Raw genomic sequence first — 12,457 nt, 5'->3', positions numbered from 1 at the left:
ACGCCAGATTTCTAGCGTATTCAGAAGGAGGCGCCTACGGAATCCGACAGACGGGAACCCCGCAGGCCGATGCAGGTTGTTCAGGCGACTTCTTTGACGTTCAGGATGGTCAGCAGGCCCTGGGCATGTTCAGCGGCGTCCCGCCCGAGGCTGGTCAGATAGCCTCCATCGGGTTGGGTGATCAGTTCCTTGTCAAACAGGCGTTGGGCGGCGGCGATGGCAGAAGGGGCGGCGGTCTGATGGATTTTCAGGCCTTCCTGGGAGTTGTCCAGGTTGAAGAGTGCAAGGATTTCCAGTTCGGCAACCAACTCAGGGGTATACGACATAGGGACTCCAGACTTTCTAGGAATTAGAGGTCAGCGTTCTTAAGGTGAACGCAGAAAGGCGGCGTGTCCAGCGTTCGCTGAGGAGTTTTATCCCCGGGTGCAGCGGTATTTGGCCGCAGGGTGGTGGCAGTGTAGTCGGGGCGCGAGGCACGGGCGGGAAAGAGTGCCGGAGCCTGCGCTCCGGCAGCGCGGTGTCACTGCTTTTCGGGAGGCAGTTCCGGCAGGGCGCGAAGGGCGGCTTCGTACCATTGGGTGTCGAAGGCGCGGTCCTGTTCGAGGATCGCGTCGATCTCGATCGCCAGTACATGGGCCATCAGATTGAGGATTTCCTCGCGCTCGTAGCCCACCAGGGTGAGCTTGTTGAACGTGGCCTTGGCCGCTGGTGGGTTGTCGCTTTCGATCTGGTTCTCGATCGCTTCGATCAGGGTATTTTCGGCGAACTCTTCTTCGTCGGTGTCGATATCGGTTGGCTCGCTCATGGCAGGCTCCTCAAGGAAAGGTCGCCAGTTTACTCGTATTCAGCGGCTCGATGCTGCTGGCCAGAGTGGGATTAACCTTCTATAAAAAAACCCTGCCAACCCCTGCACGGCCTGGAGGCTACGGGATGTTCAAGCTCTATGGGTTCGCCATCAGCAACTACTACAACATGGTCAAGCTGGCCTTGCTGGAGAAGGGGCTGCCTTTCGAAGAGGTGCTGTTCTACGCCGGCCAGAGCCCAGAGGCGCTGGCTATCAGCCCTCGGGGCAAGGTTCCGGTACTGGAGGTGGAGCAGGGCTTCATCAGCGAAACCAGTGCGATTCTCGATTACCTGGAGCAAGTGCGGCCGGCGCCGGCGCTGTTGCCGAAGGACGCGTTCGAACGTGCCCAGGTGCTGGCACTGGCCAAGGAGATCGAACTGTACATAGAGCTGCCGGCCCGGGCCTGTTTCCCCGAAGCGTTCTTCGGCGCGACCCTGCCCGAGGCGATCAAGGAGAAGGCCGGGATCGAATTGCTACAAGGCTTTGCCGCATTGCGCCGGCATGCCCGGTTCGCCCCCTATGTAGCGGGCGCCAGCTTGAGTGTGGCGGACCTGTATTTTCAGTACAGCGTGAACCTTGCCCTGATAGTCGGGGACAAGTTGTTCGGAATCGATTTTTTGGCCGAGATGCCCGAAGCCCGGGCCTTGCTCGAGCGCCTGGAGCAGACCCCCAACGCTCGGCGCATCGCCGCTGACAAGGCGGCACTGATGGCCGCCAGAAGGTCAGGGCGCTAGGAACCTGCTCGCACCGGCAGAGGATGCCGGTGTGGGCAGGCTCGCAAGGGCTTAGCGGCTGGCCAGCAGGGCCTGGCCGCGGGCCACTGCCGCCCGGACCTGGGCCGGTGCGGTGCCGCCGATGTGGTTACGGGCATTCACCGAGCCTTCCAGGGTCAGCACGGCGAACACGTCCTGTTCGATCTGGTCGCTGAACTTGCGCAGCTCTTCCAGGCTCATTTCCGCCAGGTCCTTGCCGGTTTCCACGCCGTACTTCACCGCATGGCCGACGATTTCGTGACAGTCGCGGAACGGCAGGCCACGGCGTACCAGGTAGTCCGCCAGGTCGGTGGCGGTGGAAAAACCGCGCAGGGCCGCCTCGCGCATGATGGCGTGCTTGGGCTTGATGGCCGGGATCATGTCGGCGAAGGCCCGCAGCGAATCGCGCAGGGTATCGGCGGCGTCGAACAGTGGTTCCTTGTCTTCCTGGTTGTCCTTGTTGTAGGCCAGGGGCTGGCCTTTCATCAGGGTCAATAGGCCCATCAGCGCGCCGAATACCCGGCCGCTCTTGCCCCGTACCAGTTCCGGCACGTCGGGGTTTTTCTTTTGCGGCATGATCGAGCTGCCGGTGCAGAAACGGTCCGGCAGGTCGATGAACTGGAATTGCGCGCTGGTCCACAGCACCAGCTCTTCGGAAAACCGCGACAGGTGCATCATCGCTACGCTGGCAGCGGCGCAGAATTCAATGGCGAAGTCCCGGTCCGAAACGCTGTCCAGGGAGTTGCCGCCCACGGCTTCGAAGCCCAGCAACTGGCAGGTCAGCTCGCGGTCGATCGGGTAGGTGGTGCCGGCCAGCGCGGCGCTGCCCAAGGGCATGCGGTTGGTGCGCTTGCGGCAGTCCACCAGGCGCTCGTAGTCACGGCTGAGCATCTCGAACCAGGCCAGCATGTGGTGGCCGAAGGTCACCGGTTGGGCGGTCTGCAAGTGGGTGAAGCCCGGCATGATGCTCTCGGCTTCACGCTCGGCCAGCTCCAGCAGGCCTTTTTGCAGGCGGGTGATTTCACCGAGGATCAGGTCGATCTCGTCCCGCAGCCACAGGCGGATGTCGGTGGCCACCTGGTCGTTGCGGCTGCGGCCGGTGTGCAGTTTCTTGCCGGTGATGCCGATGCGGTCGGTCAGGCGCGCTTCGATGTTCATGTGCACGTCTTCGAGGTCCACGCGCCAGTCGAAATGGCCGGCCTCGATCTCGCCCTGGATGGTCTTCAGGCCGTCGATGATGCTGTCGCGCTCGGCATCGGTGAGCACGCCGACCTTGGCCAGCATGGTGGCGTGGGCGATGGAGCCCATGATGTCATGGCGATACAGGCGCTGGTCGAAAGTGACAGAGGCGGTGAAGCGGGCGACGAAGGCGTCGACGGGTTCACTGAAGCGGCCGCCCCAGGACTGATTGGTCTTGTCAGTGCTCATGAATTCGCTCGTGATCTGCTGAAGGAAGATGGCGTGAAAAACAGGCGCCGATAATAACAGGGTTGCCCGGGCTGTCGCTGGCGCTGGTCGGCAGCTTTTTTCTGCGCCGGACACCTGGGTGGCTTGTCGCCGGCCTCGGGGGCGCAGAGACTGAGGTCGGCGCAGTCGTAGGTGCTTCCTGCGAGGTGAGCGCCTTGAGTGCGGAAGGTGATATCGGTCAAACGATATTTATCGATTGAGCAATATCGTCTTGGCAACCGTCTACAGTTGGACAGGAGGACCGGCACAATTGCGTAACACCCCTCGCGTGTTCGCAGTGGGCCCCTCCAGCAAGTTCACACCGCACAGGGCCAGGCAATCCGTCCACCAAACGAGACGGGTGCGGGCAGGGTGGGCGGCGACCACAATCACGAGGGGGCTTTGTGTTGAATACCAGCATTCCCTGCGACGTCGTCGCGCATCAGCCGACCTTGAGCGGTATCGGGCAGGCACGGGCAAATATTGGTGCCCGACTTGCGGCACTTTTTGGCCTTCGCACTAGTCTTAGCGTGGATCGCGGTGACGGACGTCACTCCACCTGTCTACGCTATCCTTGTGCGAGACTCACGCAGGAATCCAGCGCAATATGAATGTCCTGATCGTTGATGACGAACCCCTAGCCCGCGAGCGCCTGAGCCGGATGGTCAGTGAGCTCGAGGGATACAGTGTCCTGGAGCCTAGCGCCACCAATGGCGAAGAGGCGTTGAGCCTGATCGACAGCCTGAAGCCGGATATCGTCTTGCTCGACGTCCGCATGCCAGGGCTGGACGGTCTGCAGGTCGCCGGCAAGCTGTGCGAGCGCGAGACGCCTCCGGCGCTGGTGTTCTGCGCTGCGCCGGACGAATTCGCCCTGGAGGCCTTCGATGCCAGCGGCGTCGTCCACCTGGTCAAGCCAGTGCGCTCCGAGCTGTTGCTGGAGGCCTTGAAAAAGGCCGAGAAGCCCAACCGTGTACAACTGGCGGCACTGACCCGGCCCGCGGCCGAAAGCGGTAACGGCCCGCGCAGCCATATCAGCGCCCGTACGCGCAAAGGCATCGAGCTCATCCCCCTGGCCCAGGTGGTGTATTTCATCGCCGACCATAAATACGTGACCCTGCGCCACGAGGGCGGCGAGGTGCTTCTGGATGAGCCCCTGAAGGCTCTGGAAGATGAATTCGGCGACCGCTTTGTGCGTATCCACCGCAATGCGCTGGTGGCCCGCGAGCGTATCGAGCGTCTGCAGCGCACACCGTTGGGGCACTTCCAGTTGTACCTCAAGGGCCTCAATGGCGATGCGCTGATTGTCAGCCGGCGGCATGTGGCGGGCGTGCGCAAGATGATGCAACAGCTCTAGGCCAGGGTTTGACCCCTGCAATGGGTGAAGCCTGGCGTCGGGAGGAGGCTAGGTTTCTGATACAAGTCAAAGCTGATTTGGTTGAGCTGTTATTATCTGCCGTATCTATTCAGTACGGATTGATCCATGTCCTCTCGCGAAATCCGCATCGCTACCCGCAAAAGTGCTCTGGCCTTGTGGCAGGCCGAATACGTCAAAGCCCGTCTGCAAGAGGCCCATCCGGGTCTTGTCGTGACCCTGGTGCCCATGGTCAGCCGCGGCGACAAACTATTGGACTCGCCCTTGTCGAAAATCGGTGGCAAGGGCCTGTTCGTCAAGGAACTGGAAACCGCGCTGCTGGAAAACCAGGCCGATATCGCCGTGCACTCGATGAAAGACGTGCCCATGGACTTCCCGGAAGGCCTGGGTCTGTTCTGCATCTGCGAGCGCGAAGACCCGCGTGATGCCTTTGTTTCCAACACCTACGCCAGCCTCGACGAGTTGCCTGAAGGCAGCGTGGTGGGTACCTCCAGCCTGCGCCGTCAGGCTCAGTTACTGACCCGTCGCCCCGACCTGCAGATCCGTTTTCTGCGGGGCAACGTCAATACCCGTCTGGCCAAGCTGGATGCCGGCGAATACGACGCCATCATCCTTGCGGCCGCCGGCCTGATCCGCCTCGGATTCGAGGATCGCATCAGTTCCTCCATCAGTGTCGACGACAGCCTGCCCGCCGGTGGCCAGGGCGCCGTCGGCATCGAGTGCCGCAGTGCCGATATTGAAATCCACGCTTTGCTGGCCCCCTGCATCACGCCGACACGGCCAGCCGGGTAACCGCCGAGCGCGCACTGAACAAGCACCTCAACGGTGGTTGCCAGGTGCCGATTGCCTGCTATGCGGTGCTGGAAGGCGAGCAGATCTGGCTGCGCGGCCTGGTGGGCGAGCCTAGCGGCGGCCTGCTGCTCAGCGCCGAAGCTCGTGGCCCTCGCGCATCGGCCGCCGAGCTGGGTGTGCAAGTGGCGGATGCCCTGCTGGCCCAGGGCGCCGATGACATTCTGCGCGCGGTCTACGGCGAGGCGGGCGAGGAGTGACTGGCTGGCGCCTGCTGCTGACCCGGCCGGCCGAGGACTGCGCCGCGCTGGCGGCGATCCTGGCGCAGTCCGAGATCTTGAGCAGCAGCCTGCCATTGCTGGAAATCCAGGCGTTGCCGGTCAGTGACTCGCAGCGGGCTACCCTGCTGGCATTCGACCAGTACTGTGCGGTGATTGTGGTCAGCAAGCCGGCGGCGCATCTTGGCCTGGAGCTGTTGCGCCAGTATTGGCCGCAACCACCAGACCAGGCCTGGTTCACCGTAGGCGCCGCTACCGCGCAGATCCTTGCGGATGCCGGCTTGCCAGTGGCCTATCCCCAGCAGGGCGATGACAGTGAAGCCTTGCTTGAACTTCCCCAATTGCGCGAGGCTATCCGCCGGCCTGATCCACGGGTGTTGATCGTGCGCGGGGAGGGTGGGCGCGAGCTGCTCTCTGAGCGCTTGCGCGCCCTAGGTGCTAGTGTCGATTATCTGGAACTCTACCGCCGCTGCCTGCCGCACTACGCCGAAGGCGCGTTGCTCCAGCGGATTGAAGTGGAACGCTTGAACGGGCTGGTGGTCAGCAGTGGACAAGGTTTCAGCCACTTGCGGCAGCTGGCGGGGCCCGCCTGGCCGCAACTGGCGAAGATGCCGTTGTTTGTTCCAAGCCCCCGGGTCGCCGACATGGCGCACGCCGCAGGGGCGGAAAAAGTTGTGGATTGTCGCGGCGCCAGTGCCGCGGCTTTGCTAACGGCGTTACGGGAGCAACCCGTGCCCGTTCTCTAAACGCAAAGGATGGATACGTGAGCGAAACAGCCTTGCCTAAAGATGAAGCCCAGCCGGTGCCCGAGACACCTGCTGAACCCACGAAACCAACCGTTGAGCGTCGTGGCAACGGGTTGGCAATTCTGGCCCTGCTGCTGGGGGCGGCGGGCGTCGCCGTTGGTGGCTGGGGGATCTGGCAGGTGCGCCACCTGCAAGCCAATAACCAGCAGCAGTTCAGTCAGTTGCAGGCCCTGGGGGATCAGGCCCAGAGTCTCAAGCTCAGCGAACAGCGCTTGAGCGAACGCCTGGAACAACTGCCCGCGGCCGATGAGCTGGAAGACCGGCGGCGTCTGGTGGCCCAGTTGCAGGGTGACCAGCAGCGCCTGAACCAGCGCCTGGAAACCGTACTGGGCGCCAGCCGCAAGGACTGGCGCTTGGCGGAAGCCGAGCACCTGTTGCGCCTGGCCAGCCTGCGTCTTTCGGCGCTGCAGGACATCAGCAGCGCTAGGGCCCTGGTCCAGGGCGCCGACGATATCCTGCGGGAACAAAACGATCCGGGAGCCTTCGCAGCCCGCGAGCAGTTGGCCAAGAGCCTGGCGGCCCTGCGCAGCACCGAGCAGCCGGACCGCACCGGGCTGTTCCTGCAACTGGGGGCTTTGCGTGACCAGGTGCTGGAACTGAGCGCCGTGGCTCCGGAGTACAAGGACCGCGGTGAATCGCTGCTCGGCCTGACAGCCGATGGTGACGGCGCCAGCCGCTGGGCCCAGTGGTGGGATCAGATCTCGCGCTATTTCCGCATTGACTTCAACGCCGACAAGAACATCCGCCCCTTGCTGGCCGGTCAGGGCCTGACCCAAGTGCGCCTGGCCCTGAGCCTGGCGCTGGAGCAGGCGCAGTGGGCTGCCCTGAACGGCCAGGCCGCGGTCTATACCCAGGCGTTGACCGAAGCCCGCGACGTGCTCACCGGCAACTTCAATCAGGACAACCCGCAAAGCAAGATCATGCTCGAGCGCCTGGCCGAGCTGAGCAAGCAGCCGGTGACGGTCGTCACCCCGGACCTGGCCAAGACCCTGAGTACGGTCCAGGCCTACCTGGAGCGGCGTAACCTGAATGTCGAAGAGTCGGTCAAGCCTCTGGCCAAACCTGCGGCGAACAACGCCCAGGAGACGAGCCCATGAAGCGTACCTATGTGATCGTCCTGCTGGTCATTGCGGCCATCGGCTTGCTGGGTCTGGCCATTGCCGAGCATCCCGGGTACGTACTGATTGCCTACAGCAACTTCCGTTACGAATCGAGCCTGTGGGCAACCCTGGCCCTGGTGGCGCTGGTCTGGCTGGTGGTCTGGGGCATCAAGCTGCTGATCGAGCTGGTGATGGTGTCCGGTGGTGTAGTCAATCCCTGGTCACGGCGCAATCGCAGCCGCCGGGTGCAGATCGCCATCGAGCAGGGCCAGATGGACCTCGCCGAAGGGCGCTGGGCCAGCGCGCAAAAGCACCTGCAGCGTGCCGCCGAGGCCGAGCGCCAGCCGCTGCTCTACTACCTCGGCGCTGCCCGGGCGGCCAACGAGCAGGGCCACTATGAAGAATGCGACCGGTTGCTGGAGCGGGCGCTGACCCGCCAGCCCCAGGCAGAGCTGGCCGTGGCCCTGAGCCACGCCCAACTGCAGACGGATCGCGGCGATACCGAGGGAGCCCTGAGCACCCTGCAGGCCATGCATGAGCGCCATCCCCATAGCGTTCAGGTGTTGCGCCAGTTGCAGCGCCTGCATCAGCAGCGCGGCGACTGGTCGGCCCTGATCCGTCTGTTGCCCGAGTTGCGCAAGGACAAGGCGCTGCCGGCCAGCGAATTGCAGGAACTGGAGCGTCGGGCCTGGGGTGAAAACCTGTCCCTGGCCGCGCGTCGTGAAGAAGATGAGGTTGCCGGCCTGCAATCTCTCAATCGTGCCTGGCAACAGTTGACCTCGGCACAGCGCCAGGAGCCGCAGTTGGTGCTGGCCTATGCCGAACAACTGCGTCAACTGGGCGCGGGGGCCGAGGCGGAAGAGGCCCTGCGCACGGCAATCAAGCGCAAGTACGAAAGCCACCTGGCACGGCTCTATGGCCTGGTGCGTGGCAGCGATCCGTCGCGTCAGTTGCAGACCGCTGAGCACTGGCTGAAAGAGCATGCGGATGATCCGAGCCTGCTGCTGACCCTGGGCCGCCTGTGCCTGCAGAACAGCCTGTGGGGCAAGGCCCGGGACTATCTGGAAAGCAGCCTGCGCTTGCAACGCAACCCCGAAGCCTGTGCGGAGCTGGCACGCCTGCTGGCTCAGCTGGGGGATACCGAGCGCAGTAACCAACTGTTCCAGGAAGGTCTGGGCATGCTCGATGAGCGCCTGCTGGCCTCACCGCTGCCGGTCCCGGTGCGGGCCTGAGGTGTCCCGGGGCCGGTTGCCTGTTTCAGGCAACCGGCCCTTTTGCTGTTGTACCTGCGGCGCTGTTGTCGATCAGTTGCGACATAGCGCTTCTTGAAAGCAGCGAGCGCTTTCTCTACCGTGGCTGCCTGTTTCTCCCGTTACGGATATCTCATGTCGCTGGCCGGCTCCCGCTTGCTGTTCTCCCTGGTGTTCCTGGTGGGGGCCTTGGCCTCGTGGGCGGCGTTCAACCTGCAAACGGGTGGCGGCCTCGAGTCCTGTTCGCTGTGGGGCGTGCAACGCCTGCTGTTGCTGGCATTGGGTGGGGTCAATCTGCTGGCCGTGATCCAGGGGCCTGGGCGCGTGGGGCGGGCGGTCTACTGGGGGCTCAACCTGCTGTTGGGCCTGCTGGGGGTGGTCACCGCGGGACGCCATGTGCTGTTGCAGAACATTCCTTCCGAACAGTTGCTGGCCTGCCTGCCGGACATGTCCTTCATGCTCCGCCAGTTGTCCTGGTGGCAGGCGTTGAAGCTGACTTTCATGGGCACCTCCGATTGCGCTGAGGTCACCTGGACCCTGCTGGACATGAGCTTGCCGGAGTGGAGCCTGCTGTTTTTCGTGATCATGCTGATCTTTAGCGGCTACCGCCTGTGGCGTCAGCTACGGGGCGCGCGCAAGGCCGTGGCGTTGCCCTGAGTCAGTGTTTGGCAGGAGGGCGGGGATTAAACGCTTGTATGAACTTTATCTCCTGCGTACCTTGATGCTGTAGTCGAGCGGGCATAATCTGGCCCGCACCTGTCACTGGAATTATGTTGCTCGATGCTGTTGTGCCTGACCGGATCCAGAGTCTCCAGAAAGGAGCGGCGGGCAAGCGGCATGACCCATAAGGGAAGAGAGATCACCATGCTCGAAAGTTGTCAGAATGCTCAGGAACGCTGGGGTGGAGTGCATCTGCTGATCGACCGCTGGTTGCAGGAGCGTCACGAACTGGTTCGAGCCTATGATGCGCTGGGCGCGGAGCCCGAGGCACTGAGTGAGAGCAAGAAGCCGCTGCAGGAATTCTGCGGGATCCTGGTGGACTACGTCTCCGCCGGCCATTTTGAAATCTACGAACAGCTGACCAGCGAAGCCAAGGCGTTTGGCGACAAGCGCGGGCTGGAGTTGGCCGACACCCTCTACCCACGCATCGACGTGATCACCGAAAAGCTCCTGGCGTTCAATGACCTGTGCGACGCCGGCCAGTGCGTGGCGCAGAAGTTCAAGGAACTCGGTGGCCTGCTGCACGAACGCTTCGAGCTGGAAGACTGCCTGATCGAAGTGCTGCACAACGCCCACAAGCAGGAAGCTGTGGCTCAGGCCTGAGCACAGGAACCTACCAGGAAAAACGGCACGCCTCGGCGTGCCGTTTTTCGTTGTGGCGCTTCAGCCAGCGACACCGAGCAATTCGATGTCGAACACCAGTGGGGTGTAGGGCGCGATCAGGTCCCCGGCGCCTTCGGTGCCATAGGCCTGGTTCGACGGGATTACCAGGCGCCACCGGGCTCCGGTGGGCATCTGCGACAGTGCGCTACGCCAGCCGGCGATCACGCTGTCGAGGCGGAACCATTGCGGCTGCTGGGTCTGATCGAACACGGTGCCGTCTGGCAGGCGCCCGGTGTAGCGCACCTGGACCGAGCCGTTGGGGCTGGCCTTGTTGCCGCTGCCAGGGCTCAACTCGGTCAGCAGGATGCCGTCTGCCAGTTGGCGGACCCCGGGCTTGGCCTTTTCTTCATCGAGAAAGCGCTGTTCGTTTTTCAGCGCGATCTCTGTCTGAGACTTGGCCGACTGTTCGCTGATCTGTGCGTCGTGCTCGGCAAGGATCTGTTCGATGCGTTCGCTTTTCAGCGCCAGAGGCTTGCCTTGATAGGCGGCCCTCAAGCCTTCGACCAGGGCCTGGATCTGCAGGTCGGGCACCTCATCGCGCAGGCGTTCACCGAGGCTTGCCCCCAGGCTGTAGGCAAGATCGTGAGCGTTGTTGGATGGTGCTTCGGCAGCCGCCTGAGCCAGTGGCAAGAACAGGCTCAAGGATAAAAACAGGTAACGCGACATGGGCACTCTCCGGCCTGAGTTGCGGTGGATTATGCCAGCGACAAAGCGCTCGTTGGTGAGCAACTTCGATGGGGGCGAAGAACATTTTCGTTCGGCTGCAACGCCAGGCTTTCGATACTGTCAACATGCCCTAGCGGCGGTAGCAGCAGAGGTCTAGTATGAGCCGCAACTCACGTCAGCCAGGAGGTAAACCATGTCGGCCAATAAGAAGCCTGTAAATACTCCGTTGCATTTGCTCCAACAGCTGTCGGGCAGCTTGCTCGAACATTTGGAAAACGCTTGTTCCCAAGCCTTGGCTGATGCTGAAAAACTGCTCGCCAAGCTGGAAAAACAACGGGGCAAGGCGCAGGAAAAACTGCACAAATCGCGCACCAAACTGCAGGACGCTGCGGCGGCCGGCAAGGCCAAGGCACAAGCCAAGGCGAAGACCGCGGTCAAGGAACTCGAAGACTTGCTGGACGCCCTGAAAGAGCGTCAGGCACAAACCCGCAGCTACATTCTGCAACTCAAGCGCGATGCCCAGGAGAGCCTGAAACTGGCTCAAGGCGTGGGTCGTGTGAAGGAAGCGGTAGGCAAGGCATTGAGCTCTCGTGATGCCAAGCCGGCAGCGGTAGCAGCTAAAAAACCAGCGGCCAAGCCTGCTGCCAAGGCACCGGCCAAACCTGTTGCCAAGCCGGCGGCGAAAAGACCTGTTGCTGCCAGTGCAGCCAAGCCCGTCGCGGCCAAAACCGCAGCCGCCAAGCCTGCTGCCAAACCAGCGGCCAAGCCTGTTGCCGGCAAAGCGGCGGCTGCCAAACCGGTAGCTGCCAAGCCAGCCGCCAAGCCCGCTGCGAAGCCTGCGACCAAAGCCGCTGCGGCCAAGCCAGCTGCTAAACCTGCCGCCAAGCCAGTAGCCGCCAAGCCAGCAGCGAAACCTGCTGCCACCAAGACCGCTGCGGCTAAACCGGCTGCCGCCAAACCGGCCGCTAAACCAGCAGCGAAACCCGCCGCTACAAAAGCTCCGGCCAAACCCGCGAGCAAACCTGCAGCTGCCAAGCCAGCCGCGGCATCGGCGGCCAAGCCTGCCGCCGCCAAACCCGCAGCAAAACCCGCTGCCAAGCCGGCCGCGAAAAAGCCTGCTGCCAAGCCCGCAGCCGCCAAGCCTGCTGTAGCCAAGCCAACTGCTCCAGTTGCCAAACCTGCAGCTCCCGCGCCCGCAGCGGCCAAGCCTGCAACTCCTGCTCCGGCTGCCTCGCCGGCACCAGCTGCAAGTGCACCCGCTGTTCCTGCGTCGGCTCCAGCCAGCAACCCTTCCAGCGCTTCCTAAGCGCCGGCCACCGCGATGCGCAGTACCTGCAGCGCATTGCGGTTCCGGACGGCGGCTTCGGCCGCCAGTCCTTCCAGCCAGTCATTCAGGCTCCGGGCCTGAGCTTCGGGCCACTTTCGTGCCCCTTCCTGCAGACGCAGCAGCAACTGCCGTTCGGCATCCAGTTCCAGGGCCTTGAGTTGTTCGCGCAAGGTGCTCAGTTGCACGTCGCTGGCCGCGGCGGCTCGCCACTCAATCCGCAGTTTGCGCAGGGGTTCGACCACCTCCTGATACCAGGGCGCAGCCAACTCTTCGAGCGCTTGCAGGCGCTGCTTATCGCAGTCGACCCCCCTTTGGCCAAGCCAGGCGCCACAGAGCAACAGACAGACATTGGCCCCGCCATCCTGCAGTTGCAGGCAGGCCTCCTGCACACCGGGCAGGGCATAGGTCTTCAGGGCAAAGCTCCACAGGTCAGGGGACATATTG

Annotated in this window: 13 protein-coding genes and 2 pseudogenes; 10 read left to right on the top strand and 5 right to left on the bottom strand. The window is 63.1% G+C overall.

The genetic code is table 11. The annotated features are described in order from the left end of the window. Window positions 1-80: 80 nt before the first annotated feature. On the bottom strand, window positions 81-326 hold the full coding sequence (locus tag KI242_RS30475) for a TIGR02647 family protein (protein WP_011064180.1): 246 nt from the start codon (window positions 324-326) through the stop codon (window positions 81-83). Window positions 327-520: 194 nt separating this feature from the next. After that, entirely contained in the window at window positions 521-805 is a 285-nt protein-coding gene (locus KI242_RS30470) for a hypothetical protein (protein WP_011064179.1), read from the bottom strand. Window positions 806-930: 125 nt separating this feature from the next. On the opposite strand from KI242_RS30470, the gene KI242_RS30465 reads away from it, so the two are divergent. Beyond that, the gene (locus KI242_RS30465) at window positions 931-1,578 is read left to right on the top strand and encodes a glutathione S-transferase (protein WP_011064178.1); all 648 of its coding nucleotides are present in this window, start codon (window positions 931-933) and stop codon (window positions 1,576-1,578) included. Between the two features lie 51 nt (window positions 1,579-1,629). On the opposite strand, the gene argH is transcribed toward KI242_RS30465, so the two are convergent. Beyond that, window positions 1,630-3,024, bottom strand: coding sequence for an argininosuccinate lyase (argH, locus tag KI242_RS30460; RefSeq protein WP_041120368.1), 1,395 nt, complete (start codon window positions 3,022-3,024; stop codon window positions 1,630-1,632). Window positions 3,025-3,437: 413 nt separating this feature from the next. On the opposite strand from argH, the pseudogene KI242_RS30455 reads away from it, so the two are divergent. The 8 genes and pseudogenes from KI242_RS30455 to KI242_RS30420 form a co-directional block, all read left to right on the top strand. Then, a pseudogene (locus KI242_RS30455) lies at window positions 3,438-3,653 on the top strand (sensor histidine kinase); the annotation flags it as partial. After that, window positions 3,650-4,396, top strand: a complete 747-nt coding sequence (locus KI242_RS30450; protein ID WP_011064176.1) for a LytTR family DNA-binding domain-containing protein — start codon at window positions 3,650-3,652, stop codon at window positions 4,394-4,396. The pseudogene KI242_RS30455 and the gene KI242_RS30450, both read left to right, overlap by 4 nt. A 126-nt stretch (window positions 4,397-4,522) precedes the next feature. Continuing rightward, a pseudogene (hemC, locus tag KI242_RS30445) lies at window positions 4,523-5,463 on the top strand (hydroxymethylbilane synthase). Further along, the gene (locus KI242_RS30440) at window positions 5,460-6,227 is read left to right on the top strand and encodes a uroporphyrinogen-III synthase (protein ID WP_011064174.1); all 768 of its coding nucleotides are present in this window, start codon (window positions 5,460-5,462) and stop codon (window positions 6,225-6,227) included. The pseudogene hemC and the gene KI242_RS30440 overlap by 4 nt, the downstream one beginning before the upstream one ends. A 17-nt stretch (window positions 6,228-6,244) precedes the next feature. After that, entirely contained in the window at window positions 6,245-7,384 is a 1,140-nt protein-coding gene (locus KI242_RS30435) for a uroporphyrinogen-III C-methyltransferase (RefSeq protein WP_011064173.1), read from the top strand. After that, window positions 7,381-8,619 (top strand): heme biosynthesis protein HemY, encoded by a 1,239-nt coding sequence (locus KI242_RS30430; RefSeq protein WP_011064172.1) that lies wholly within the window; start codon window positions 7,381-7,383, stop codon window positions 8,617-8,619. Before KI242_RS30435 ends, KI242_RS30430 begins: the two co-directional genes overlap by 4 nt. Window positions 8,620-8,772: 153 nt before the next feature. Next, the gene (locus KI242_RS30425) at window positions 8,773-9,294 is read left to right on the top strand and encodes a disulfide bond formation protein B (RefSeq protein WP_053160388.1); all 522 of its coding nucleotides are present in this window, start codon (window positions 8,773-8,775) and stop codon (window positions 9,292-9,294) included. Window positions 9,295-9,501: 207 nt separating this feature from the next. Beyond that, window positions 9,502-9,960, top strand: coding sequence for an Rsd/AlgQ family anti-sigma factor (locus KI242_RS30420; protein ID WP_011064170.1), 459 nt, complete (start codon window positions 9,502-9,504; stop codon window positions 9,958-9,960). Between the two features lie 60 nt (window positions 9,961-10,020). Here the strand turns inward: KI242_RS30420 and KI242_RS30415 are convergent, their stop codons facing one another. Continuing rightward, entirely contained in the window at window positions 10,021-10,686 is a 666-nt protein-coding gene (locus KI242_RS30415; protein ID WP_015637447.1) for an FKBP-type peptidyl-prolyl cis-trans isomerase, read from the bottom strand. 193 nt (window positions 10,687-10,879) lie between these two features. On the opposite strand from KI242_RS30415, the gene KI242_RS30410 reads away from it, so the two are divergent. Continuing rightward, window positions 10,880-11,992, top strand: a complete 1,113-nt coding sequence (locus KI242_RS30410; RefSeq protein WP_081002131.1) for an AlgP family protein — start codon at window positions 10,880-10,882, stop codon at window positions 11,990-11,992. Here KI242_RS30410 and KI242_RS30405 read toward each other — a convergent pair. Then, window positions 11,989-12,453: a TIGR02444 family protein gene (locus tag KI242_RS30405; RefSeq protein WP_011064167.1), complete on the bottom strand. Its 465-nt coding sequence runs from the start codon at window positions 12,451-12,453 to the stop codon at window positions 11,989-11,991. The two genes, KI242_RS30410 and KI242_RS30405, sit on opposite strands and share 4 nt — an antisense overlap. Between the last annotated feature and the right edge of the window lie 4 nt (window positions 12,454-12,457).

The organism is Pseudomonas sp. Eqa60 (assembly GCF_018326405.1).
GTDB lineage: Bacteria > Pseudomonadota > Gammaproteobacteria > Pseudomonadales > Pseudomonadaceae > Aquipseudomonas > Aquipseudomonas protegens.
This window is presented reverse-complemented; position numbering and strand designations above follow the sequence as displayed.

Bases quoted from the DNA above. Each gene is read 5' to 3' on its own strand.
- KI242_RS30425 (WP_053160388.1), top strand. From the start codon at position 8,773: ATGTCGCTGGCCGGCTCCCGCTTGCTGTTCTCCCTGGTGTTCCTGGTG.
- KI242_RS30415 (WP_015637447.1), bottom strand. From the start codon at position 10,686: ATGTCGCGTTACCTGTTTTTATCCTTGAGCCTGTTCTTGCCACTGGCT.
- KI242_RS30475 (WP_011064180.1), bottom strand. From the start codon at position 326: ATGTCGTATACCCCTGAGTTGGTTGCCGAACTGGAAATCCTTGCACTC.
- KI242_RS30430 (WP_011064172.1), top strand. From the start codon at position 7,381: ATGAAGCGTACCTATGTGATCGTCCTGCTGGTCATTGCGGCCATCGGC.
- KI242_RS30420 (WP_011064170.1), top strand. From the start codon at position 9,502: ATGCTCGAAAGTTGTCAGAATGCTCAGGAACGCTGGGGTGGAGTGCAT.
- KI242_RS30410 (WP_081002131.1), top strand. From the start codon at position 10,880: ATGTCGGCCAATAAGAAGCCTGTAAATACTCCGTTGCATTTGCTCCAA.
- KI242_RS30465 (WP_011064178.1), top strand. From the start codon at position 931: ATGTTCAAGCTCTATGGGTTCGCCATCAGCAACTACTACAACATGGTC.
- KI242_RS30450 (WP_011064176.1), top strand. From the start codon at position 3,650: ATGAATGTCCTGATCGTTGATGACGAACCCCTAGCCCGCGAGCGCCTG.
- KI242_RS30470 (WP_011064179.1), bottom strand. From the start codon at position 805: ATGAGCGAGCCAACCGATATCGACACCGACGAAGAAGAGTTCGCCGAA.
- KI242_RS30405 (WP_011064167.1), bottom strand. From the start codon at position 12,453: ATGTCCCCTGACCTGTGGAGCTTTGCCCTGAAGACCTATGCCCTGCCC.
- argH (WP_041120368.1), bottom strand. From the start codon at position 3,024: ATGAGCACTGACAAGACCAATCAGTCCTGGGGCGGCCGCTTCAGTGAA.